Annotated in this window: 23 protein-coding genes and 3 tRNA genes; 10 read left to right on the top strand and 16 right to left on the bottom strand. The window is 68.2% G+C overall.

Going from position 1 to position 23,077, the window contains the following annotated elements; translation table 11 throughout:
- Positions 1–194 precede the first annotated feature (194 nt).
- Positions 195–1,082, top strand: coding sequence for an Fpg/Nei family DNA glycosylase (locus Q9R02_RS00610; RefSeq protein ID WP_305994700.1), 888 nt, complete (start codon positions 195–197; stop codon positions 1,080–1,082).
- A 128-nt stretch (positions 1,083–1,210) separates the two neighbouring features.
- Here Q9R02_RS00610 and Q9R02_RS00605 read toward each other — a convergent pair whose 3' ends face one another.
- The 6 genes from Q9R02_RS00605 to Q9R02_RS00580 form a co-directional block, all read right to left on the bottom strand.
- Positions 1,211–1,822 (bottom strand): mycothiol-dependent nitroreductase Rv2466c family protein, encoded by a 612-nt coding sequence (locus Q9R02_RS00605; RefSeq protein WP_305994699.1) that lies wholly within the window; start codon positions 1,820–1,822, stop codon positions 1,211–1,213.
- Positions 1,823–1,879: 57 nt separating this feature from the next.
- Positions 1,880–3,157 carry an ATP-dependent Clp protease ATP-binding subunit ClpX gene (gene clpX, locus Q9R02_RS00600; protein ID WP_305994698.1) on the bottom strand — a complete coding sequence of 426 codons (1,278 nt, stop codon included), beginning with the start codon at positions 3,155–3,157 and terminating at the stop codon, positions 1,880–1,882.
- 141 nt (positions 3,158–3,298) lie between these two features.
- The gene (locus Q9R02_RS00595) at positions 3,299–3,958 is read right to left on the bottom strand and encodes an ATP-dependent Clp protease proteolytic subunit (RefSeq protein ID WP_305994697.1); all 660 of its coding nucleotides are present in this window, start codon (positions 3,956–3,958) and stop codon (positions 3,299–3,301) included.
- A gap of 28 nt (positions 3,959–3,986) precedes the next feature.
- Positions 3,987–4,580 (bottom strand): ATP-dependent Clp protease proteolytic subunit, encoded by a 594-nt coding sequence (locus tag Q9R02_RS00590; protein WP_305995303.1) that lies wholly within the window; start codon positions 4,578–4,580, stop codon positions 3,987–3,989.
- A 261-nt stretch (positions 4,581–4,841) separates the two neighbouring features.
- A complete protein-coding gene (gene tig, locus Q9R02_RS00585) occupies positions 4,842–6,194 on the bottom strand; it encodes a trigger factor (protein WP_305994696.1) in 1,353 nt (450 codons plus the stop codon).
- A gap of 87 nt (positions 6,195–6,281) precedes the next feature.
- Positions 6,282–6,356, bottom strand: a tRNA-Pro gene (locus Q9R02_RS00580).
- 118 nt (positions 6,357–6,474) lie between these two features.
- On the opposite strand from Q9R02_RS00580, the gene Q9R02_RS00575 reads away from it, so the two are divergent.
- Positions 6,475–6,545, top strand: a tRNA-Gly gene (locus tag Q9R02_RS00575).
- A 72-nt stretch (positions 6,546–6,617) separates the two neighbouring features.
- Here the strand turns inward: Q9R02_RS00575 and Q9R02_RS00570 are convergent.
- The 4 genes from Q9R02_RS00570 to Q9R02_RS00555 form a co-directional block, all read right to left on the bottom strand.
- On the bottom strand, positions 6,618–7,058 hold the full coding sequence (locus Q9R02_RS00570) for an SRPBCC family protein (protein WP_305994695.1): 441 nt from the start codon (positions 7,056–7,058) through the stop codon (positions 6,618–6,620).
- A 122-nt stretch (positions 7,059–7,180) separates the two neighbouring features.
- Positions 7,181–8,074, bottom strand: coding sequence for an Fpg/Nei family DNA glycosylase (locus tag Q9R02_RS00565; protein ID WP_305994694.1), 894 nt, complete (start codon positions 8,072–8,074; stop codon positions 7,181–7,183).
- Positions 8,075–8,108: 34 nt separating this feature from the next.
- Entirely contained in the window at positions 8,109–8,603 is a 495-nt protein-coding gene (locus tag Q9R02_RS00560; protein WP_425279186.1) for a ribose-5-phosphate isomerase, read from the bottom strand.
- A gap of 41 nt (positions 8,604–8,644) precedes the next feature.
- Positions 8,645–9,673, bottom strand: coding sequence for a hypothetical protein (locus Q9R02_RS00555; RefSeq protein WP_305994693.1), 1,029 nt, complete (start codon positions 9,671–9,673; stop codon positions 8,645–8,647).
- 116 nt (positions 9,674–9,789) lie between these two features.
- Between Q9R02_RS00555 and pepN the strand changes: the two genes are divergently transcribed.
- Entirely contained in the window at positions 9,790–12,351 is a 2,562-nt protein-coding gene (pepN, locus tag Q9R02_RS00550) for an aminopeptidase N (RefSeq protein WP_305994692.1), read from the top strand.
- Positions 12,352–12,424: 73 nt separating this feature from the next.
- Positions 12,425–12,895, top strand: a complete 471-nt coding sequence (locus Q9R02_RS00545) for an OsmC family protein (RefSeq protein ID WP_305994691.1) — start codon at positions 12,425–12,427, stop codon at positions 12,893–12,895.
- 42 nt (positions 12,896–12,937) lie between these two features.
- On the opposite strand, the gene Q9R02_RS00540 is transcribed toward Q9R02_RS00545, so the two are convergent.
- Positions 12,938–13,921: an NAD-dependent epimerase/dehydratase family protein gene (locus tag Q9R02_RS00540; protein WP_305994690.1), complete on the bottom strand. Its 984-nt coding sequence runs from the start codon at positions 13,919–13,921 to the stop codon at positions 12,938–12,940.
- An 85-nt stretch (positions 13,922–14,006) separates the two neighbouring features.
- Between Q9R02_RS00540 and Q9R02_RS00535 the strand changes: the two genes are divergently transcribed.
- Both Q9R02_RS00535 and Q9R02_RS00530 read left to right on the top strand, forming a co-directional pair.
- On the top strand, positions 14,007–14,663 hold the full coding sequence (locus Q9R02_RS00535) for a mechanosensitive ion channel family protein (protein ID WP_305994689.1): 657 nt from the start codon (positions 14,007–14,009) through the stop codon (positions 14,661–14,663).
- The gene (locus Q9R02_RS00530; protein ID WP_305994688.1) at positions 14,660–15,097 is read left to right on the top strand and encodes a globin; all 438 of its coding nucleotides are present in this window, start codon (positions 14,660–14,662) and stop codon (positions 15,095–15,097) included. Before Q9R02_RS00535 ends, Q9R02_RS00530 begins: the two co-directional genes overlap by 4 nt.
- A 24-nt stretch (positions 15,098–15,121) precedes the next feature.
- Here Q9R02_RS00530 and Q9R02_RS00525 read toward each other — a convergent pair whose 3' ends face one another.
- On the bottom strand, positions 15,122–15,847 hold the full coding sequence (locus tag Q9R02_RS00525; RefSeq protein ID WP_305994687.1) for a DUF8185 domain-containing protein: 726 nt from the start codon (positions 15,845–15,847) through the stop codon (positions 15,122–15,124).
- A gap of 77 nt (positions 15,848–15,924) precedes the next feature.
- Entirely contained in the window at positions 15,925–16,407 is a 483-nt protein-coding gene (locus tag Q9R02_RS00520; RefSeq protein ID WP_305994686.1) for an acyl-CoA thioesterase, read from the bottom strand.
- A 127-nt stretch (positions 16,408–16,534) separates the two neighbouring features.
- Here Q9R02_RS00520 and Q9R02_RS00515 point away from each other — a divergent pair, with 127 nt between their 5' ends.
- On the top strand, positions 16,535–17,473 hold the full coding sequence (locus Q9R02_RS00515) for an acyl-CoA thioesterase (protein ID WP_305994685.1): 939 nt from the start codon (positions 16,535–16,537) through the stop codon (positions 17,471–17,473).
- A gap of 75 nt (positions 17,474–17,548) precedes the next feature.
- On the opposite strand, the gene ettA is transcribed toward Q9R02_RS00515, so the two are convergent.
- The 3 genes from ettA to Q9R02_RS00500 all read right to left on the bottom strand — a co-directional run bounded on the left by ettA (position 17,549) and on the right by Q9R02_RS00500 (position 20,482).
- Positions 17,549–19,231, bottom strand: a complete 1,683-nt coding sequence (ettA, locus tag Q9R02_RS00510) for an energy-dependent translational throttle protein EttA (protein ID WP_305994684.1) — start codon at positions 19,229–19,231, stop codon at positions 17,549–17,551.
- Between the two features lie 78 nt (positions 19,232–19,309).
- Entirely contained in the window at positions 19,310–19,825 is a 516-nt protein-coding gene (locus Q9R02_RS00505) for a DUF6993 domain-containing protein (protein WP_305994683.1), read from the bottom strand.
- Between the two features lie 75 nt (positions 19,826–19,900).
- The gene (locus Q9R02_RS00500; RefSeq protein ID WP_305994682.1) at positions 19,901–20,482 is read right to left on the bottom strand and encodes a single-stranded DNA-binding protein; all 582 of its coding nucleotides are present in this window, start codon (positions 20,480–20,482) and stop codon (positions 19,901–19,903) included.
- A 188-nt stretch (positions 20,483–20,670) separates the two neighbouring features.
- On the opposite strand from Q9R02_RS00500, the gene Q9R02_RS00495 reads away from it, so the two are divergent.
- From Q9R02_RS00495 to Q9R02_RS00485, 3 genes are all read left to right on the top strand, one after another.
- A tRNA-Arg gene (locus tag Q9R02_RS00495) sits at positions 20,671–20,743 on the top strand.
- 126 nt (positions 20,744–20,869) lie between these two features.
- Positions 20,870–21,790 carry an NADP-dependent oxidoreductase gene (locus tag Q9R02_RS00490; RefSeq protein ID WP_305994681.1) on the top strand — a complete coding sequence of 307 codons (921 nt, stop codon included), beginning with the start codon at positions 20,870–20,872 and terminating at the stop codon, positions 21,788–21,790.
- A 38-nt stretch (positions 21,791–21,828) separates the two neighbouring features.
- On the top strand, positions 21,829–23,073 hold the full coding sequence (locus Q9R02_RS00485) for an MFS transporter (protein ID WP_305994680.1): 1,245 nt from the start codon (positions 21,829–21,831) through the stop codon (positions 23,071–23,073).
- Positions 23,074–23,077 lie beyond the last annotated feature (4 nt).

Here is a 23,077-nt window from a genome sequence, read left to right as displayed (position 1 = left end):
TCAGGTTCCCGTCTCTGCTTCTCTGGTATCCGCGTCCCGGTTCTTCCGAATCGGGTACCTCTTATTCTTGACCTGCCCACGGGCGGGCACAAGGGCGCACCGTGAACTACTGGACTGTAATTCCGGCCGGCCCGGTTCCCAGCGAAGGCGGGCTGGCCGGCCCGCCGGGGGCGTCTCTGTGGCACAGTGGTGCCATGCCGGAACTTCCTGAAGTCAGCGGATTGCGGGCCTTCCTTGAGGCACGGCTGCTCGGTGCCGTGGTGGACTCGGTGCGGATCACCTCCTTCGCGGTTCTCAAGACCGCGGATCCGCCCTACACGGCGCTGGAAGGACGCACCGTCACGGCGGTGAACCGTTTCGGCAAGTTCGTGGATCTGGACGCCGACGGGATCCACTTCGTCTTCCACCTGGCCAAGGCCGGCTGGCTGCGATTCACGGAAGCACCCTCGGACAAGCCCCTCAAACCCGGCGCTGGTCCCATCGCCGCGCGGCTGCGATTCACGGCCCCGGCCACGGCGGAGCACCCTGCAGGAGCCGTCGGCTTCGATCTCACCGAGGCCGGCACCCGGAAGAGCCTGGCCGTCCACGTGGTCCGGGACCCGCAGGAGATCCAGGCCCTCGCCACTCTGGGACCCGAGCCTTTGGACCCGGCGTTCACCCAGGAGGTGTTCGACGGGATCGTCACCGGCTCATCCCAGCAGATCAAAGGCCTCCTGCGGAGCCAGAGCGTGATCGCCGGGATCGGCAACGCCTACAGTGACGAGATCCTCCACGCCGCCAAGGTCTCCCCGTTCGCCGTGGCGAAGTCGCTGGACGCGGAGACCCGGGACGGGATCTTCACCGCGATCGGGGAGGTCCTGGGCGGTGCCGTCGCGGAGGCCGTGGGCAAGCCGCCGGAGAAGCTCAAGGACGCCAAGCGGGGCGGGATGCGCGTGCACGGCAGGACCGGGCAACCCTGTCCCGTGTGCGGCGACACCGTCCGTGAGGTCTCCTTCGCCGACCGGGCGCTGCAGTACTGTCCCACGTGCCAGACCAAGGGGAAGATCCTGGCGGACCGGCGCACGTCCCGCTTCCTGAAATGAACAGCGCTTCCTCCAATGAACGACGGAGGCGCCTCACCGGTGTGGGTGAAGCGCCGCCGATTCGGCTGGAGGGCCCACGGCGGCGAGGGCCCCGATCCGAGCTTGCGAGGATTGGGAGCCGCCGGGGATCAGTCGAATTCAGGGCTCTCGGTGCGGCTGCGCTTGAGTTCGAAGAAGTGCGGGTAGGCGCCGAGCGTGACCGCCGCGTCCCAGATCTTGCCCGCCTCTTCACCGCGCGGGATCCGGGTCAGGACCGGGCCGAAGAACGCCGTTCCGTTGAAAGCCACCACGGGGGTCCCGACGTCCTGGCCCACGCGGGAGATGCCGTCCTCGTGGGAGGCGCGCAGGGCGTCGTCGTGCTCAGCGGAGCCGGCGGCGGAGGCGAGCTCAGCAGGCAGTCCGGTTTCGGCGAGGGCCTTGGCGATGACCTGTTCGTAGTCCTTGTTGCCGTTGTTGTGGATCTCGGTGCCCATGGCATCGTAGAGCGGCTTGATGACCTGCTCGCCGTGGGCCTTGCTCGCGGCGATGATCACGCGGACCGGGCCCCAGGCCTTCTCCATCATGTCCCGGTACTTCTCCGGAAGCTCCCGGCCCTCATTGAGCACGGCCAGGCTCATGACGTGCCACTGGGTGGTGATGGGACGGACCTCTTCCACCTCGCCGATCCATCGGCTGGTCACCCAGGCGAAGGGGCAGGTGGGATCGAACCAGAAATCGGCGCGCTGCTGTTCGGCGGTCATGTTCCTCCTTGGACGGTGGTGCGGCGATTCCGCATTCCTGTCCACCTCAACGGAGAATCAGGCCGACTTGTTCCTGCGCTTGGCCCGGACCTCGTGGCTGATGAGGGTGGGGGCCGCCTTGTCCGTCACCACGTCCTTGGTGACGACCACCGTGGCCACATCCTCCCGGCTGGGCAGGTCGAACATGATCGGCAGCAGCACTTCCTCCAGGATGGCACGCAGGCCGCGGGCGCCGGTGCCCCGTTCAAGGGCCTGGTCCGCGATGGCTTCCAGGGCCTCCTGCTCGAACTCGAGTTCCACACCGTCCAGGTGGAACATCTTCTGGTACTGCTTGCTGAGCGCGTTCCGGGGTTCCGTGAGGATCCGGATGAGCGCAGGCCGGTCCAGATTGGAGACGCTGGTGATGACGGGGAGGCGGCCGATGAATTCGGGGATGAGGCCGAACTTCAGCAGGTCCTCCGGCATGACGTCGCCGTAGTTGTCCGTGTGGTCCTCCGCGGAGTGCAGCGGGGCGCCGAAACCGATGCCCTTCTTGCCGGCGCGGGAGCCGATGATCTCCTCCAGACCGGCGAAGGCGCCTGCCACGATGAAGAGCACATTGGTGGTGTCGATCTGGATGAACTCCTGGTGCGGGTGCTTACGGCCGCCCTGCGGTGGCACGCTGGCCACCGTGCCTTCCAGGATCTTCAGAAGTGCCTGCTGAACACCCTCACCGGACACGTCACGGGTGATGGAGGGGTTCTCGCTCTTGCGCGAGATCTTGTCGATCTCGTCGATGTAGATGATGCCCTGCTCGGCCTTCTTGACGTCATAGTCCGCGGCCTGGATCAGCTTGAGGAGGATGTTCTCCACGTCCTCGCCCACGTACCCCGCCTCCGTGAGGGCGGTGGCGTCCGCGACGGCGAACGGCACGTTCAGCCGTTTGGCCAGGGTCTGCGCGAGGTAGGTCTTGCCGCAGCCGGTGGGGCCCACCAGCAGGACGTTGGACTTGGCCACCTCCACGTCCTCCAGGCTCTCCCCGAGGCTGCCCGCGGCGCTGCCGGAGCGGATGCGCTTGTAGTGGTTGTAGACGGCGACGGCGAGTGCGCGCTTGGCGGGTTCCTGGCCGATCACGTACTGCTGCAGGAAGTCGAAGATCTCCCGGGGCTTGGGCAGTTCAGTGGGCCCGAGGTCCTTGACCTCCGCCAGCTCCTCTTCGATGATCTCGTTGCAGAGTTCGATGCACTCGTCACAGATGTACACACCGGGGCCTGCAATGAGCTTACGCACCTGCTTCTGGCTCTTCCCGCAGAAGGAGCACTTGAGCAGGTCGGTGCTCTCGCCAATCCGGGCCATCGGGGACATCCCTTCCTCATGCACCCGGCGGCGGGACGCCACCGGGCTTCTGTCGTCTTTCCACTCTAAGGCAGGGCCCCGACACTTTGGCCCAAGACAAACGCCGCCGGGGCGATAAGTTGCCCCGGCGGCGTCTGAAGATCAGCGGGCGATCGCGCTCCGCTTGACCTTGCGGGAATCCAGAACCTGGTCCACCAGGCCGTATTCCACGGCCTCGGCGGCGGTCAGGATCTTGTCCCGCTCGATGTCGTTGTTCAGCTGCTCCGGCGTGCGGCCGGAGTGCTGAGCCAGCGTCTCCTCCAGCCAGGAGCGCATGCGCATGACCTCGTTGGCCTGGATCTCCAGGTCGGAGGCCTGGCCGCCCTGGCCACCGGAGAGCGCCGGCTGGTGGATCAGCACACGCGCGTTCGGCAGGGCCAGGCGCTTACCCGGGGTGCCGGCGGCGAGCAGGACGGCCGCCGCGCTGGCCGCCTGGCCGAGGCAGACCGTCTGGATTTCCGGGCGGATGTACTGCATGGTGTCGTAGATGGCGGTCATGGCCGTGAAGGAGCCGCCCGGGGAGTTGATGTAGAGCGTGATGTCGCGCTCCGGGTCTGTCGACTCGAGGACCAGCAACTGGGCCATGATGTCATCGGCGGACGCGTCGTCCACCTGGACGCCCAGGAAGATGATGCGGTCTTCGAAGAGCTTGGTGTACGGGTCCTGGCGCTTGAAGCCGTACGGGGTGCGCTCCTCGAACTGCGGCAGCACGTAGCGGTTGCTGGGCAGGTTCCCGGCAGACCAACCGAAGTTGTAGTTCATTGCAGTGACTCCTTGAGAATCTGTCCGGTTACTTGTTGGTTCCGCCGCCACCGGGGACGGAGGCCGCGTGCTCGGCGATCTTGTCGAAGAAGCCGTACTCCAGGCCTTCCTTGGCCGTGAACCACTTGTCGCGGTCGTTGTCCTTCAGGATGGTCTCCACGGTCTGTCCGGTCTGATCGGCGGTCAGCTCGGCCATGACCTTCTTCATGTGCAGGATCAGCTCGGCCTGGATCTTGATGTCGGAGGCGGTGCCGCCGATGCCGCCGGACGGCTGGTGCATCAGGATGCGGGCGTTCGGGGTGGCGTAACGCTTGCCCTTGGTCCCGGAGGAGAGCAGGAACTGGCCCATGGAGGCCGCAAGCCCGGTGGCCACGGTCACCACGTCGTTCGGGATGAACTGCATGGTGTCGTAGATGGCCATGCCGGCGGTGACGGAACCGCCGGGCGAGTTGATGTAGAGGTAGATGTCCTTCTCAGGATCCTCGGCGGAGAGGAGCAGGAGCTGGGAGCAGATGGCGTTGGCGTTCTCGTCGCGCACCTCGGAGCCCAGCCAGATGATGCGCTCCTTGAGCAGGCGGTTGTAGATGTACGTGTCCTGCGCCGCAGGATCGACGCTCGCCATGCGGGGTGCCGGTGTTTGCTCTGACATGATTGCCTACCTCTTTCGTGGATGGCCGCAAACGGAATTCGGTTACTTGGACACTAACCGTTTTCCCCGCGCCGTTGTTCGCGGAAACGGCCCTGTTCGCTTTAGGCGCACGGGCCAGGCCCGCCGGCCCGGGCTCCCTGTCCGGGGACGGCGAAAGCCGCCGGGGTCTCCCCCGGCGGCTTTCGCTCGGATCAATCGACGACGACGGCGGCCACGCGCCGTCGTCGTTCAGGCTCAGGCCTGGGCGTCGGCGGTCTCCTCGACCGTCTCCTCAGCAGCCTCAGCGGCAAGCTCCTCGCGGCCCTTGACGAAGTCGCTCAGGTCCACGGCCTTGCCGTCGGAGTCGACGACCTCAGCCTGGCCCAGCACCACGGCCAGTGCCTTGCGGCGACGGACCTCGGCGACCATGAGCGGCACCTGGCCGGCCTGGTCGATGATCTGGGCGAACTGGTTCGGGTCCATGCCGTACTGAGCGGAGGTGCTCACCAGGTAGTCGATGAGCTCGTTCTGGGAGACGCCCACCTCCTCCTTGTCGGCGATGGCGTCCAGGATGATCTCGTTCTTGAAGGCGCGCTCGGAGTTGGCCTTCACCTCGGCGCGGTGCTCCTCGGTGTCGTGATCCTCACCGGCGTGGTTGTTCTCGGCGGAGAAGTGCTGCTCGAGCTGCTCGGCGATGACGGACTCGGGAACCGGGACCTCGATGAGCTCGACGAGCTTGTCCAGGACCTTGTCGCGGGCCTCGACGCCCTGCTCCACGATCTTGCCCTCGGCGGCCTGCTTGGCCAGGTCCTCGCGCAGCTCGGCGATGGTGTCGAACTCGGAGGCCAGCTGGGCGAAGTCGTCGTTCGCCTCGGGCAGCTCACGGGTCTTGACGCCCTTCAGGACGACCTTGACCTGGGATTCCTTACCGGCGTTCTCGCCACCCACCAGGGTGGTGCTGAAGACGGCGTCCTCGTCCACGGACAGGCCGGTGACGGCCTCGTCCAGGCCGTCCAGCATGGTGCCGGAGCCCACCTGGTAGGACAGGCCGCTGGCGGTGTCCACCTCTTCATCGTCGATGCTGGCGGTGATGTCGATGGTGATGAAGTCCTTGTCGGCAGCCGGGCGGTCGGCGGCGACGAGCGTGCCGAAGCGGCCACGCAGGTCTTCGAGGGCCTTCTCGACGTCGTCCTCGCCGGCCTCTGCCACGGCGACCTCGACCTTGATGCCGGCGTAGTCGGGAAGCTCGACCTCGGGACGGATGTCCACCTCGGCCTGGAACTTCAGCTCACCGTCGGTGGCGGAGGGGTCCGGAACCTCGGTGATCTCGACCTCGGGACGGCTCAGGGGACGGATCTCCGTCTCCACGATGGCCTGCTGGTACCAGCCGTTGAGGCCCTCGTTGATGGCGGTCTCCAGGACGTAGCCGCGGCCGACGCGCTGGTCGATCAGCTTGGACGGAACCTTGCCCTTGCGGAAACCCGGAACCTGGATCTGGGTGGCGATGGTCTTGTAAGCCTCGTCGATGCTGGGCTTGAGTTCCTCGAAGGGGACCTCGACGGTGAGCTTGACCCGGGTGGGCGTGAGGTTCTCGACAGCGCTCTTCACGGCGTTCGTTCTCCTGATTGGTGTCTGGATTCAGTTCTGCGCCGCCGGCTTGCAGTGAACGCACCGATGGCTCATGTGTGCGCAGAGTCGGGGTGACAGGATTTGAACCTGCGACTTCCTGCTCCCAAAGCAGGCGCTCTAGCCAAGCTGAGCTACACCCCGTAAGTGCAGAGGACAGTCTATAGGCCCGGGCCGCCCAATCCCTAAATCGGAACGACGCTCGCACGAAGCCGCCCGTTTTGCCATGTGCCTCGCGTGCTGTTAAGCTCGAACCCGCAACGGGGACGTAGCTCAATGGTAGAGCCTCAGTCTTCCAAACTGATTACGCGGGTTCGATTCCCGTCGTCCCCTCTCCCGATGCCCCGGTTCTTGTGAGCCGGGGCATTTTCTTTGTCCAAGGGACGCGCGGGTCTCAGGGCGGGCCTAAGCACCGGCTTCCAGGATCCCCTTGAGACGCTGGAGGTCCTTGGTGGTCGCCGCCTTCATGGCCAGACGCATCGCGGGTGCGGCGACCGCCCCGAATCCTGTCGGCGAACCGGTGTTCCGCAGATGCATGCGGGTGCCGTCACCCTCCGCTTCCCACAGGTATGCCGTCTGCATGGGAAACGGCCCGTCGGAGGTCCGCATCACCAGTCGCCTGCCGGGCGCGAAGTCCACGATCTCGTAGCGGTAGCTGAGCCGGCGCCCGAGGAAGCGGGCGACGAAATCCATCGTGGTGCCGAGGCGGAGCGGTCCTTCGCCGTGCACCGACACCGTCGCGATGTTGGCATACCACTCCGGCGCATTGCGGGGGTCGCCCGCGTAGGCGGCGACATCATCCACGGGCCGGTCGATGAAGGCTGACACTTCGACGTCCACGTTCATGCTGCCCATTATGCAGCGCCACGCCCACAGCCGGTCCTGAAGCCGCCGACTTGAGTGCTCAGTCTTGGCGGCTTGAAACAGGGTCAGGCCACCACAACTGAGCACTCAGCTCACCCTGGGGATCAGTGCTGGCAGCCGGGGCACCAGTACAGCTTGCGCCCGGCCATCTCCTTCAGCGCGATCGGCGTCCCGCAACGTCCGCAGGGCCGGCCCTGTTTCTGGTAAACGTAAAACGCCTCATCGTCCGCAGGCGCCTCACCGGCCCATGATCCGGGGTCCGTGGTGATGATCCGTCCGTCGCGGACTCCGTCGGCCAGGAGTTTCACGGCGTCCCGCCACAGCGCTCCGGCCTCCTCTCCGCTCAAGGACGTTCCTGGCCGGAACGGGTCGATCCCTGCGCGGTACAGCATCTCCGCCCGGTAGATGTTGCCGATCCCGGCCACCACACCCTGGTCCATGAGCAGTTGACCCACGGCGGTGCGCTTCGCCCGCAGGCGACGGACGAATTCGGCCCCGTCACCGTCATGGCCCTCGAAGCCATCATGCAGCGGATCGGGACCCAGCTTGGACCAGGCGGCCTCCGCTTCGGTGCCGGTCACGGCGTCGCAGCGGCTGGCCCCGCGCAGATCGGCCCAGCCGTGCTCGCTCACCAAGCGGACACGCACGGCACCCACCGGCTCGGGCGGGCCCACGTACGCGACGTCACCGTCGTCGTCGAACTTCTCCCGTTCGCCGATCCGGCGCGGGGCGCCGATGCTCGAGGCCCCACGGAAACTGCTGTCGCCGCCGAACTCCCAGGCCCCGTACAGCCCCAGGTGCACGTGCAGCCACAGGCCGTCCTCGAAGCCGAGGAACAATTGCTTGCCGTGCGCATGGGCATGCGTCATGACCCGGCCGTCCAACAGGGCGGCGCCCTCCGCGAACCGCCCCTGGGGGCTGCTCACGGATAGGCGCCGGCCTGCGAAGACGTCCTGGAACTGGATGGCCAGTCGCCTGACCGAATGCCCTTCAGGCACAGCGTCTCCTTCAGTGGGTGGGAGCCCGTGGGTATCAGGCCGGGACGACGCCGGTCTGCTCGTAGTCGGCGATCTTGCCGATGCGGCGGACGTGGCGCTCGTCGTGGCTGAACGGCTCGGTGAGGAACGCCTCGATCAGGGCGGTGGCCTCCTCGACGGTGTGCTGGCGGCCGCCGGCGGCGACGACGTTGGCGTCGTTGTGCTCGCGGGCCAGGCGGGCGGTGGAGTCGTTCCAGGCCAGGGCGGCGCGGATGCCCTTGACCTTGTTGGCGGCGATCTGCTCGCCGTTGCCGGAACCGCCCAGCACGATGCCGAGCGCGTGCACGCCGGCTTCCTGGTCCGCCACCACGCCGAGTGCCGCATTGATGCAGAAGCCCGGGTAGTCGTCCAGAGCGTCGTACTCGGCGGGACCGTGATCGATGACCTCATAACCCTGCGCCGTGAGGTGCGTGACCAGGTGGGCGCTGAGCTCCATCCCTGCGTGGTCGGTGGCGATGTGGACGCGGGGCTTGACGACGGTGTCGGTCACAGAGATCTCCGGTGGTTCGAAGGAGTCGGGTCCCTCCTAGACTACCCGGCGCGGCCTTCGCCGCGTGGCGTGGACAGGCTCCTCAGGGCCGCCGCGAGCAGCTCGGCCGCGTCCGCGGTGGGCGCCGAGAACACGAGCCGCCGGCCGCTCTCGACCGGGGCGGTGCTGACGACGACGGCGGGGCCGCTCGCCACGAGGAAGCTCCGCCCGGCGTCCCCATGCCGGGGCCCCCAGCCGCCGTAGTCGGCCGCCCGCACCATGGCGGACTCCGCGGTGAAGATGTCCTCCGGGCCGAGCCGCGCCACCGGGAGGACTCCCCCGAGTTTCAGACGCAATCCGTCATGCCTCACCGTGATCCGCAGGAGCAGGAGGAGCACCGTGCAGAGGGCCACGAGAACCAGCACCAGGCCGATCCACGGACTGAGGATGCTCAGGAACGCCGCGGGGAACACCCCCAGGAGGCCTGTCATCACCAGGACCGAGGTCCGCGGCCGGGCCCACACCGCGGATTCCACCGCGGCGAGCTCCGGGAAGTCCAGCGACTCCATCTCCCGCCGCAGCGCGCGGTCGTCCCGGGGATCCCATTGAGGGTCCGGCCGGTAGACGTAGTGGACCAGGATGCCGAGGCCGAGGGAACCTCCGGTGCCCAGGAGCAGGACCAGTCCGTCCACATGGGACTGGCGGGCGTCCGCCAGGTCCAGCTGCCCGGCCAGGCCGGCGGCCGCCGCCGTGCACAGGAAGAGACTCAGGGAGATCCCCACGGACAGCATGATCCGCCGCATGATCACGGGCAGTGTGGTGAAGCCGGAGGCGATCAGAAACGGGAGGGAGGGGACGACGATGAGGGTCATCGCGAGCGCCAGATACGACGGCAGGTCCGTGAACGCGACCCCTCCGGAGTCCTCCCAGCGGAAGGCGAGCGGCGAGGGAAGCCGTTGAGCCACCGCGCGGGCCGAGACCAGAAACGCCAGGGCGACCAGCACCGGGAAGCCGACGGCGAAACGCAAGGTCCTCCAGTCCACCGCCCCGTCACGCCGTCGTCGCGTTTCATCTTCCTCGGCGTTGTCCATATACTTCACGCTACTCTCTGGCGCAGAGGAGCGGTCACACGGCATAGTTGTGAAACGACAGTTTCATGGTGGCCCCCGTGGTGCCACCCCCACGGAACACATGGAAAGGCACCGACTTGCCAGGACTGAACCTCACCCGAGCCGAGGCCGAGGAGCGCTCGGCGCTGATCTCGGTCGACTCCTACGCGGTGAACCTCGACCTCACCCGCGGCGAGCGCGTCTTCGGGACCACCACCACGGTGCGCTTCACCGCCACCGAAGGAGCCTCCACCTTCATCGACGCCGTCACCGACAGCGTCTCCCGCATCACCCTCAATGGCACCGAGCTGGATCCCGCCACGGTCTCCGACGGCATCCGCATCCAGCTGCCCGGGCTGGCCGCCGACAACGAGCTCACGGTGGTGGCCGAAGCCCCGTACATGAACACCGGCGAAGGCCTGCACCGCTTCGTGGACCCGGTGGACGGCGAGGTCTACCTGTACACGCAGTTCGAGGTCCCGGACTCCCGCCGCATGTTCGCCGTGTTCGAGCAGCCGGACCTCAAGGCCACCTTCGCCTTCACGGTCACGGCGCCCGCCCATTGGGACCTGGTCTCCAACTCCCCCACCCCGGCGCCCGTGGCCCGGCCCGCCGGCGAGGACGGCGGCGCACGTGCCACGTGGACGTTCGCCCCGACGCCGCGGCTGTCCTCCTACGTCACCGCGTTGATCGCCGGACCGTACCAGTCGGTGCGCAGCGAACTGGTCAACTCCGAGGGCCGCACCGTGCCGCTGGGCGTCTTCGCCCGCAAGTCGCTCATGCAGTACTTGGACGCGGAGAACATCTTCGAACTGACCCGCCAGGGCTTCGAGTTCTTCGAGGGTCAGTTCGGCGTGCCCTACCCGTTCGAGAAGTACGATCAGCTGTTCGTGCCGGAGTTCAACGCCGGCGCCATGGAGAACGCCGGGGCCGTGACCATCCTGGAGGGCTACGTCTTCCGCGGCAAGGTCCCCCAGGCACAGGTGGAGCGCCGTGCCATCACGGTGCTGCACGAACTGGCCCATATGTGGTTCGGCGACCTGGTGACCATGCGCTGGTGGAACGACCTGTGGCTCAACGAGTCCTTCGCCGAGTACATGTCCCACCTGGCCGCCGTGGAGAATACGTCCTTCACGCACGCCTGGACCACCTTCGCCTCCGTGGAGAAGTCCTGGGCCTACCGTCAGGATCAGCTGCCCAGCACTCACCCGATCTTCGCCCAAATCAACGACCTGGCCGACGTCGAGGTCAACTTCGACGGCATCACCTACGCCAAGGGCGCCTCCGTGCTCCGCCAGCTGGTGGCCTGGGTGGGCCAGGAGGAGTTCATGGCCGGCGTGCGCGCCTACTTCGGCAAGCACGCCTGGAAGAACACCGTCCTGAACGACCTCCTGGTGGAGCTCGAGGCCGCCAGCGGACGCGACCTGGGCACCTGGGGCAAGCTGTGGCTCGAGACGGCGGGCGTGAACACCGTCAAGCCGGAGCTCTCCCTCGCCGCGGACGGGACCATCGAGTCCTTCACTCTCCTGCAGACGGCCCCCGCCGACCACCCCACGCTGCGCCCGCACCGTCTGGCCATCGGCCTCTACGCGATGGGCGAGGACGGCCGCCTCGCGCGGACCCGCCGTTTCGAGCTCGACGTCGACGGCGAGCGCACCGAGGTGCCAGAGCTGGTCGGTGTGCGGCACGAGGGTCTGATCCTCATCAACGACGACGACCTCGCCTACACGAAGGTGCGTCTGGATCCCTCCTCCTGGGCGTACGCCCAGCAGAACCTCTCCGCCTTCGCCGAGTCACTCCCCCGCACCCTGGTCTGGGCCTCGGCCTGGGATGCCGCCCGCGATGCCGAGGTCCCGGCCCGCGAGTATCTCAAGCTGGTGCTGAACAACATCGGTGCGGAGACCGACTCCTCCGTGATCCTGGTCCAGCTGCGCCAGCTCGCCACGACCCTGAACTTCTACGTGGCACCGGAGCACCGCGAGCGGAGCATCATCGACGCGGCGGACGCCCTGCTGGTCCTCGCCGAGAGCGCGGCCCCGGGCAGCGACAGCCAGCTCCAGTTCACCAAGGCCTTCGCGCTGCACGCCCGCAGCCAGGCCCAGCTGGACGCCGTCGCCGAAATCCTGGACGGCACGCGTGAGGTTCCCGGCCTCGCCGTCGACCAGGACCTCCGCTGGGAGCTCCTCACCTCCCTGGTGGTCGGCGGACGGGCCGCGCAGGCCCAGATCGACGCCGAACTCGAGCGGGACAACACGGCCAACGGCCAGAACGCCGCCGCCTTGGCCTCGGCGGCGATCGCGACGCCGGAGGCGAAGGCGGACGCCTGGCGGAAAATCGTCGAGGAGGGTTCGCTCTCCAATGCACTGCAGGGGTCGGCCGTCAGCGGTTTCACCCGCGTGCATGACGCGGCGCTCCTGGCCCCGTACACGGAGAAGTACTTCGAGGCCGTCCCGGCCGTGGTCAAGGCCCGCACCTTGGCCCTGGCCCAGCAGATCCTGATCGGCCTCTACCCGGCCTACCAGACCACCCAGGCCACCGTGGACAGGACCAACGCGTTCCTGGACGCCCTGGACGGGGACAGTGCGGCCGTCCGCCGCACGCTGCTGGAAAGCCGCGACGCCGTGGAGCGGGCTCTTCGCGCCCAGGCCGCCGACGCCTGACCGGACCGTACGGAAGGTCCGGGACGGTGGGTCACCCCGCCGCCCCGGGCCTTCCGGCGTTTAGGCTGGCCACATGGCGATCGACCTGCACCATTACGACGTGACCGTGGACTGGACCGGGAATCTGGGAACGGGCACCAGTTCGTACCGCGAGTACTCCCGGGATCACGTCATCCAGCTGCCCGGCCTCCCGGAACTGCCCGGGTCCTCCGATCCGGCGTTCCGCGGCGACAAGACCCGGTACAACCCGGAACAGTTCCTCCTCACCGCGTTGGCGCAGTGCCACATGCTGTCCTATCTGCATGTGGCGGTCATGAACGGCGTGGTGGTGACCGGATACCGGGACCAGGCCACCGGCACCATGCGGCTGAACCGGGACGGCAGCGGCCAGTTCGAAGAGGTCATGCTGAACCCTGTGGTCACCGTGGCGGAGGAGTCCATGCTGGCGACAGCGAACGAATTGCACCGCGAGGCCAACCGTCTCTGCTTCATCGCCAACAGTGTGAACTTCCCGGTGCATCACCGGCCGTCCTCGCAGCTCTGAGTCGGGACCTCCGCTCGGAAGTGAGGCTCAGTCCAGGAGGATTCAGCCCAGGTGCGCCAGCAGGCGTTCCTCGGTCCCGGAGTTCAGCCCAGCCTTCCGTTCCCGGTCCAGCCCCTGAGCCTGTTCCCACTCCAGCGTGTCCGCCCACGTCTCGGAGAGCGGCCGCTGGCACAGCCCGGCGGTCTCCGCGGCGGCGGTGCTCCGCGCCATGAATCCCTCGTAGCCCGCGGGCAGCCATACGGGTAGGGAATCCGGCCCCGCCCAGGGCTCGACACCCTGCTCCGCCAGCCAAGAGTCCTCCGCCGTCACGGTCTCCCCGTCGAAGCCGGACAGGCGGAGCCACTCCGTCACTTCGGCGGCCCACGGCCTCGACGTGCCGGCCGCATTCATGATCCCCGTGGCACCTGCCTCCGCCGCCTTCAGGAGGAACGCCGCGTAGTCACGGACGTCCAGATACTGCACACGGGACGTCTCGCCCCGGGGCAGCAACACCCGTCCTCCGCAGGACAGCCGGGCCGGCCAGTACCCGAACCGGTCGCTCGGATCGCCCGGGCCGACCAGGAGCCCCGGACGGCTCACGTGGGCCCGCTCGCCCGCCTTCTCCAGGACTTCGAGCTCGCAGCGGACCTTGGCCTGCCCGTACTCCTCCATGGACGCCACGGGCTGCAGCGGGGCGAGCGGCTCCAGCAGCTGCCCGGATTCATCCGCCCCGGGGACGTCGTGCCGGGCATAGACCGAACAGCTGGACACCAGCGTCCAGTGCGCCGCCCGGTCCGCCAGAGCCTCCAGCGCCCAGGCCGCATGGTGCGGCTGCCTCGTGACGTCCACGACGGCGTCGTACTCGCCTTCCAGCGCTGCCAGCGCGTCCGGGCCGTCCTCCCGGTCGGCACGGTGCCAGTGGACGCCTTGTGGCGGCGAGGCGGTGCTCCCGCGTGCCAGGACGTGGGTCTCATGGCCGGCGTCCACGGACTGCCGGGCGAGCTCGGCGGACAGGAATGCGGTCCCTCCCAGGATGGCTGTGCGCATGCGCCCAGGCTAGGACGATACGGTGGGATGAGCCATGGCTTCAGCCCAGGGCGGAGAATGCAGGACCGGCACGTGGAAGGACCCGATGACACTCAGCGCAGGAAACTCAGGAGAGGCGGCGATCGTGGTGACAGGAGCACCGGTGAACTTCTGGGAGGTGGCCACCGTCATCGCCGTCGGAGTGCTCGTCTGGGCGGTCTCCACCTTTGTCATCAGGAGGGTCTCCCGCCGCATCGCCAAGGGACTGAGCTTCTTGAAGAAGGACCACTTCCGCTGGGTGGCCCCGGCGCTTCAGGCTCTGGAGAGCCAGCGCCGGGAGCAGCGCGCCCGGACCATCGGCTCCCTGCTGAACAGCGTGGTGACGGTGGTCATCACCGTGATCGTCATCTTCTACGTGCTGCAGGCCCTGGGCGTGAACATCGCACCCCTGCTGGCCAGCGTGGGCGTGGTGGGCATCGCGATCGGTTTCGGTTCCCAGCAGCTCATCCGCGACTACCTCGCCGGGATCTTCATCAGCCTGGAGGACCAGTACGGGATCGGCGACCACATCGTCACAAGCGAGGTGGAGGGCACGGTCAAGGCCGTGGGCCTGCGCATCACCAAGGTGGAGGCCACGGACGGCACCATCTGGTACCTGCGCAACGGTGAGATCATGAGGGTGGGCAACCGCTCCCAGGGCACGTACGTCCCGCCCGTGGAAGCCACCGAGACCGAGGAAACCGAGGAAGGCGCGCAGTCATGATCACCCCGGAGGACCGTCCGCAGCTGATGCGCAACGACCCCTTCTCGCAGCCTGATTACACGGACAGCTTCTACGCCCTCATCGGCGGGCACGAGACCTTCGTGAAGCTCGTGAACGTGTTCTACGACGGCGTGGCCGAGGACGAGCTGCTGCGGCCCATGTACCCGGAAGAGGACCTGGGCCCCGCCAAGCACCGGCTGACCATGTTCTTCGAGCAGTACTGGGGCGGGCCCACCACCTACAGCGAGGAGCGAGGCCACCCACGGCTGCGGATGCGGCACATGCCGTTCGCGGTCACACCCGAGGCTCGGGACCGCTGGCTGCTGCACATGCGCAAGGCCGTGGACGCGCTCCAGTTGGCGCCGCTGCATGAGGCCACGCTGTGGGACTACCTGGAGCGCGCGGCTCACTCGCTGCTCAACACGCCGGGCTGAGCCGGGTTCACCCGGCCGGCGGTGTCAGCCGCCCAGGCGCGCGGCGCGGCGCACCAGGACGTGCCCGACGGCGGTGCTGAGCCGCCACCAGGTGCCATGCCGGAACAGACGCGCCGGTTCGCCTGCGCGAAGCGGCGATTCGCGCAGGAAACCCAGGGCGTGCGCCGCGAATGCGGCGCCGAGCGGCAGCTCGCGCGCCGATTCGCCGGTATCGCCCGGCTCCAGCGTCCAGCCGCCGTCGAACGTCTCGCCCCAGACGGCCGCGCGGGCGTTGTTCACGATCAGCGCGCCCGGGCTGTCCGGCAGGACGCCGGCCACCCGTGCGATGCCCTCCTCGGCGGCCGCGCGCAGAGCCGACGGGTCGATGGAAGCGACCGGCTCCCATGGACCGCGGGGCACCCCGATGCCGGCCCAGGACTCCCGCACCGTGGCCGGCGGGATCTCCAGACGACTCGCCTCCGGGTCCCGTGCCACCCGGTCCAGAACAGCGGACAGCGGCACCGTGACATCCAGCTCCGCCGGAGTGTTCAGCGCGATGGTGCGCAGCCCCAGGACGGTAGGGGTCGCCTCGCCGAGCACGGCCGGACGCAGCACACAGACCGAGGCGAGCAGGACGGGACCGGCGGCCTGAAGGCGGAGGCCCGAATCCTGGATGGACTTGGCCCGGGTGACGAAGTTCTTCAGGTCCGCGAGGTCGCGGGCATCGCTGAAGTCGAGCTGCTGGGGGCGGGAGAGGGTGTCTGCGTGCACGCCAAGCACTCTACTCCGGCACGGACGGCCGCACGGACGGCTGTGTCACACGCCTCAATGCGCGAAGAGCAAGGCGGTCAGCGACGACGGCGGAAGGGCACCGGCTCGCCGCTCCAGCGTTCCAGGGCGTGCCGCTGAGCGCGGGTCAGGCGGACGGGAAGCCCGCTGGCGCGGCTGACCAGGACCATGGAGGATGCGGCCAGGGCGTAGACCTCGGAACCGTCAGCGGAGGCGACCTCATAGCCGAACTCGAAGCTCGAGCCGCCGATTCCCGTCACCCAGATGTTCACGTTCACCGGATCCGTGGTGAACAGGAGCGGGCGGACGTATTCGATCTCGTGGCGGGCGACCAGCGTGAAGTTCTCCACGCCCACCAGATCGTGGAAGGTGTCCTCCTCCACCGCACCGGCGCCGGCGTCCTGGCCGAGGGCGCGGTGGATGAGCTGAACGCGGGCGTCTTCGAGGTACGAAAGGTAGACGACATTGTTGACGTGGCCATAGCTGTCGATGTCGCCGAAGCGGATCTGGACGGGGAAGCTCAGGCCCTCGCGTGCACTCATGGGTGGCATTCTTTCAGATCGCCGCTTCGCCCGCCGTATCCCCGCAGTTCAGCGGGCTTCCCGGCCGGCTGTCCGGCGTCGTGCCGCCGCTTGATGGCCGTTCACGGCACTGAGTAGAGTCAGCTGCATGAGTGGCCAGCAGCAGCATCCCGGTTCCGTCACGCCCGGCGGAGGGCCCGACCTCCAGGAGTCGGGCCGGCGCGCCACGGAGGAGTTGCTGAAGCTCCTGGAACTGGACGACTTCGACGGGATCCGCACTGATGAGGACATTTTCGTGGGCCGGGTCCACGATCAGCCACGCAGCAGGGTCTTCGGAGGCCAGGTCCTGGCGCAGTCGCTCATGGCGGCCGGACGCACCGTGGATGCCGAGCGTTCGGTGCACTCCATGCACGGTTACTTCCTTCGGGCCGGGGACTCCCATGAGCCCATCACCTTCGGCGTGCAGCGGCTCCGTGACGGGCGCTCGTTCTCCGCGCGGCGGGTCCACGCGTATCAGGGCGGGGTGCCCATCCTCTCGATGATCGCGTCCTTCCAGACGCCCGACGACGGTGTGGACCACCATGAGCCGGCGCCCACCGGCCTGCCGGACCCCGAGTCACTGCCGACCACGGCGGAGCTGCTGGGAGGGATCGACCACCCGGTGGCCCGGTACTGGGCCTATGAACGGGCCTTCGACATCCGCCACATCGACAGGCCTCTCTATCTCACGGAGGATCCGCAGGTCAGCAGCACCAACGCGGTCTGGATGAAGACCTTCGACCGGCTGCCGGCTGACCCGGCACTGCACCGCGCCGCTCTGGCTTATGCGAGCGACTACACGCTCCTGGAACCGATTCTCCGCCGTCATTCGCTGGCCTGGACCAGGCCCGGCATGAGCGTGGCCAGCCTGGATCACGCCATGTGGTGGCACCGTCCGGTGCGGGCCGACGAATGGCTTCTCTATGTGCAGGACTCGCCCAGCGCGCAGAACTCCCGCGGACTGGCACAGGGGCGGATCTACAGCCGCGACGGCGTGCTGGTCGCCTCCGTGGCCCAGGAGGGCATGGTGCGCATCCCTGAGCTCTGAGCCTCCGGGCATGACGAAGGGCCGGTCACCGGGATTCCCCCGGTCACCGGCCCTTTCCGTCAGACCCGAGCGGTGTCAGTCGCGGGTCAGGCGACGGTGCGTCACGCGGTGCGGACGGGCCGCATCGGCGCCCAGGCGCTCGATCTTGTTGGCCTCGTAGGACTCGAAGTTACCCTCGAACCAGTACCAGTTGGCCGGGTCCTCCTCGGTGCCCTCATAGGCGAGGATGTGGGTGGCCACTCGGTCCAGGAACCAGCGGTCGTGGCTGACCACCACGGCGCAGCCGGGGAACTCGAGCAGGGCGTTCTCCAGGCTGCTCAGGGTCTCGACGTCGAGGTCGTTGGTGGGCTCGTCGAGGAGCAGCACGTTGCCGCCCTGCTTGAGGGTCAGCGCCAGGTTGAGGCGGTTGCGCTCACCACCGGAGAGCACGCCGGCCTTCTTCTGCTGGTCCGGGCCCTTGAAGCCGAAGGCGGCCACATAGGCGCGGGACGGCATCTCGACCTGGCCGACCTGGATGAAGTCCAAGCCGTCGGAGACCACCTGGAAGAGGGTCTTCTCCGGGTCGATGCCGCCACGGCTCTGGTCCACGTAGGAGATCTTGACGGTCTCGCCGATCTTCAGATCGCCGCCGTCCAGGGGCTCCATGCCCACGATGGTCTTGAACAGCGTGGACTTGCCGACACCGTTGGGGCCGATGACGCCGACGATGCCGTTGCGGGGCAGGGAGAAGGTCAGGCCGTCGATCAGGACGCGGTCATCGAAGCCCTTACGCAGCTTCTCGGCCTCGATGACCAGACTGCCCAGGCGCGGTCCCGGCGGGATCTGGATCTCTTCGAAGTCCAGCTTGCGGGTGCGCTCGGCTTCCGCGGCCATCTCCTCGTAGCGGGCCAGACGGGCCTTGGACTTGGTCTGGCGGCCCTTGGCGTTGGAGCGGACCCAGTCGAGTTCCTCCGCCAGACGCTTGGCCTGCTTGGCGTCCTTCTTGCCCTGGACTTCCAGGCGGGCGCGCTTCTTCTCCAGGTAGGTGGAGTAGTTGCCCTCGTACGGATACAGGCGGCCGCGGTCGACCTCACAGATCCACTGGGCGACGTGGTCCAGGAAGTAGCGGTCGTGGGTGACAGCCAGGACTGCGCCTTCGTAGTTGCTCAGGTGCTGCTCGAGCCAGAGCACGCTCTCAGCGTCGAGGTGGTTGGTGGGCTCGTCGAGGAGCAGGAGGTCCGGCTTCTGCAGCAGGAGCTTGCAGAGTGCCACACGGCGGCGCTCACCACCGGAGAGGACGGTCACATCGGCGTCGCCCGGAGGGCAGCGCAGGGCGTCCATGGCCTGCTCCAGCTGGGAGTCGAGGTCCCAGGCGTTGGCGGCGTCGATGGCCTCCTGGAGCTTGCCCATCTCCTCGAGCAGCGCGTCATAGTCGGCGTCGGGGTTGGCCATCTCTTCGGAGATCTCGTTGAAGCGCTGGACCTTGGAGTAGATCTCAGCCACACCTTCCTGGACGTTGCCCAGGACGGTCTTCTCCTCATTGAGGGGAGGCTCCTGCAGGAGGATGCCCACGGAGTAGCCGGGGCTCAGCCGGGCCTCACCGTTGGACGGGGTGTCCAGACCCGCCATGATCTTCAGGATGGTCGACTTACCAGCACCGTTGGGGCCCACGACGCCGATCTTGGCACCGGGGAAGAACGACATGCTGACGTCATCGAGAATGACCTTGTCACCAACGGCCTTGCGGGCCTTGGTCATCGTGTAAATGAATTCCGCCATGGCCTTAAATCTAGTGTGTGGCGCGTCGGTTCGCCTATTCGGACCGGATGTGCAGGCCTATAGGAAGGGACTCCGGGCTCAGCTCTGATCCCCCACGAAGCACTTGCCGTCGGCCAGTGCCGGCAGGAGCGCCGAGCTGACCACTCCGTCCCGGAGGTAGACGAAAGCGCAGCGTCCCGGTGCGACGACGGCCGCGCCCACCAGGGAATCAGAGGCCTGGCCGGTCGGGGTGACGGACTGTCCCACTTCCACCGCGGCGCCGGCCGGGAGGGCGGATGCGATCGCTGCGCGGACGACCTCAGCGGAGGGGTGCCCCTCGCCTGCGGTGCCCTTCTGCACCGCGGTCTGAATAGCCTGGCGGAACTTCTCCTCGGCGCTCAGGGACGCTGCGGACGGCACTACGGCTGAGGCTGCTCCGGTGGCGCTGGGGCTGTCGGGCGCGGTCACAGGGCCTGTCGATGCAGAGCAGGCCGCGAGCGCCACGACGAGGCCCACCAGGGGAACAGCGGCCAGGAGCCTGCGAGTGGAACGGGCTCTCCCGGCCACGGTGAGGGCGTGTGCGGCACCGGGCCGGCTGAATGTACGTGGCTGCATCACGCGCTATTCTGCCATGCCCGGCATCCCGGTCCGGCCGCGTGATACGCGGCCGGACCGCGCCCGCAGGTCCGCTCACGCCGCCTCAGTGAGGTCCTCCTCGGAACTCTCGCCCGCACCGGACTCCGCTCCCTCCGGGGACTCGCCCGCGCCCGCCTCCTCGCCCCGTCCAGCTGTGCCCTCACCGGACCCCGCCAGGCCCAGGCATTCGCCGGTCAGCGGGTCGATCCTCTGCCCGTCCACCTCGATCGGATCCGAGGGATCCCGGGCGGGGACCGCCGCGGGGGCGGGGGCCTGGGCACTGGAGTTCCGCTGATAATTGGCGGTGCCCCAGCTCAGGTCGTGACCGATGCTCTCCGCTTCGATCTGTGCCGAGTGGTAGGTCTTGCCGTCGTTCTCCCACTGGCGCAGCTTGAGCCGGCCCATCACCACCACACGCTGCCCTTTCTTCAGGCTCCCGGCGATGTTCCCGGCCAGTTGGCGATAGGCCTGGACCGTGAACCAGTTGGTCTCGCCGTCAACCCACTGCTGCGTGGCCCGGTCATAGTGCCGGTCAGTGGAACCCATCCGGAAGCTCGCCGTGTTGACGCCTCCGTTGGTGGTGCCCGGCCGGACGTCTCCCGCGACGAATCCCCGGATGGTGATGCTGTCTGCCATGGTCTTCTCCTTCTCCCGTGATGAAGCCGCTCAGCGCCGGAGCATTCCTCCGGTGAACCGCTGGCTTCAGAATCGCGCGGGAAGAGACTTCGCGGGCTGGGAGCCGCGTCCATGTGGATCGGGAGCACGGATCGCCGTCCACAGATTCGGGGTAGACTCGTTGCGCCGCCGGGCAACGCCCGGTCCAGGCCCCTGTAGCTCAGAGGATAGAGCAGCGGCCTTCTAATCCGACGGTCGGGGGTTCGATTCCCTCCAGGGGCGCACTGCGACGTCACCGTACGTCACCGACACCCTCAGTCTCCGGGCTGGGGGTGTCTTTCTTCACTCGCAGGGTCAGCCTCGCTCCGTTAGGGTCGGAGTAATCAGACCGCCGAGCGAGGAGACCCCATGCGTGCCGCCGTCTACGACCATTACTCCCACGACCTCTCCGGCCTCACGGTCCGGGAGGTGCCTGAGCCGAAGGTCTTCCCCGGTTCCGTCCTCATCGAGGTCCGCGCGGCCGGCGTCAACCCCGTCGACTGGAAGCTCATGGCGGGATACCTGGACGGGCTCATCGACGCCCAGTTCCCAGTGATCCCGGGCTGGGACGTCGCCGGCGTCGTCGTCGGGGTCGGTTTCGATACCCCGGAGTTCGCCGTCGGCGACGAGGTCATGGCCTACGCCCGCAAGGACGTGCTGGGCGCTGGCACCTTCGCTGAGCGGGTTGCCGTTCCGGTCCACGCCGTCACACGGAAGCCGGCGTCCCTGTCCTGGGAGCAGGCCGGTGGGCTGCCACTGGCGGGCGGCACAGCCCTGCGCACCATCGACTCACTCGGCGAGCTGGGCGGGAAGACCCTCCTGGTGCACGGCGCAGCCGGCGGCGTGGGTGCCCTGGCGGTCCAGATCGCGGTGAACCGCGGAGCCCGCGTGATCGGCACCGCGTCCGCGGCCAATCATGATTACCTGCGGACTCTCGGGGCCGCACCAGTGCAGTACGGTCTAGGCCTTGCACACCGCGTCATGGACCTCGCCGGCGGACCCGTCGACGCCGTCGCCGATTTCGTGGGAGGGCAGCTGGAGACCACCTTGGCTGTCCTGCGGGAGGGCGGAAGCCATGCGTCCATCGCGGACGGCACCGTCACGGAGCACGGCGGCCACCACCTCTGGGTCCGCCCCGACGGCTCACAGACCGCTCGTCTGGCGGACCTCGCAGAGAAGGGCCTCCTCCACGTCGAGATCGCACAGACGTTCCCTCTGGACGGCGTAGCGGACGCGTTCCGCGCCAGCCAATCCGGTCACACCCGCGGCAAACTGATCATCGTTCCCTGAGGCATGAGCCTCACACCGGGTGGGACTAGGATCATCTGGTGCTGAACACCCCCCAAGCGCGGAAGACCCGCCTGCCGTTCGAAGTCTGGGCGCTGGTGGCCGGCGGGTTCACCGTCGCCCTCGGCTACGGCGTCGTCGCCCCGGTGATCCCCCAGTTCGCCCTCGAATTCGGGGTGTCCAACTTCGCCGCCTCCGCGATCGTCAGCGCCTTCGCGCTCATGCGGCTGGTCTCGGCCCCACTGGCCGGCTGGGTCATCGGGAGATTCGGCGAGCGCCGCACCTACATCACGGGCATCCTGATCGTCGCGCTCTCCACCGGCGCCTCCGCACTGGCCGTCGACTACACCCAGTTCGTCATCCTGCGCGGTGCCGGCGGCATCGGCTCCGCCATGTTCACCATCGCGGCCACGGCCCTGCTCATCAAGGTGAGCCCGCCGGACGCCCGGGCCAGGGTCGCCAGCCTCAACGCCGCGGGCTTCCTCCTCGGCGGCCTCCTCGGCCCCGTGTTCGGCGGGATCGTGACCTCCTTCGGGCTGCGCGCGCCGTTCGTCTTCTACTTCTTCACCCTGCTCGCGGCAGCCGCCGTCGTCGCCGTCGCGCTGCGCCGTTCCCGGCACGCCGGGAAGACCGCCACGTCTCCCGATGCCGCACCGCCCGTCGCGTTCCGCACCGCCCTGCGGGTCCCGCAGTACCGCACCCTGCTCCTGTCCGTCTTCGCGTTCGGCTGGACGTCCTTCGGCGTCCGCGTCTCCGTCCTGCCGCTCTTCGTGGTGGCCGTGCTGCACGGCGGGCCCGCGACGGCGGCGTGGGTGCTGGCGGCCTATGCGGCAGGCAACGCGGCACTCATCTTCCCGGCCGGCCGCTGGGGCGACAGCATGGGCCGCAAGCCGTTGCTCATCACCGGGCTGGCGGTCCTCGCTCTGGCCTACATCCTGATCCCAGCCGCGCCGGCGTTGTGGATGACGCTGCTGCTCATGGTGGCCGCCGGTGCTGGATCCGCCCTGGTCAACCCGGCTCAGCAGGCCGTCCTGGCCGACGTCCTGGCCCAGCGCCGCGGCGGCAATGTGGTGGCCGCCTACTCGATGGTGAGCGATCTGGGCGGCGTGCTCGGGCCCCTCGCGGCGGGCGCTGTGGTGGACGCCGCGGGCTTCGGCTGGGCGTTCGCCATCACGGCGGCGCTGCTTGCCGCAGCCACTGTCGCCTGGGCGCTGGTCCCGGACTCGCGAAAGCCGCCGGCCCCGGAGACGACGACGGCGGAGCGCACCGGCGAGCGGACCGGCTGAGGCT

It is taken from the genome of Arthrobacter horti (assembly GCF_030731045.1).
Classification (GTDB): domain Bacteria; phylum Actinomycetota; class Actinomycetes; order Actinomycetales; family Micrococcaceae; genus Arthrobacter_E; species Arthrobacter_E nanjingensis.
The sequence above is the reverse complement of the archived record's forward strand: the minus strand, read 5'-3'. Positions and strand labels throughout refer to the sequence as shown.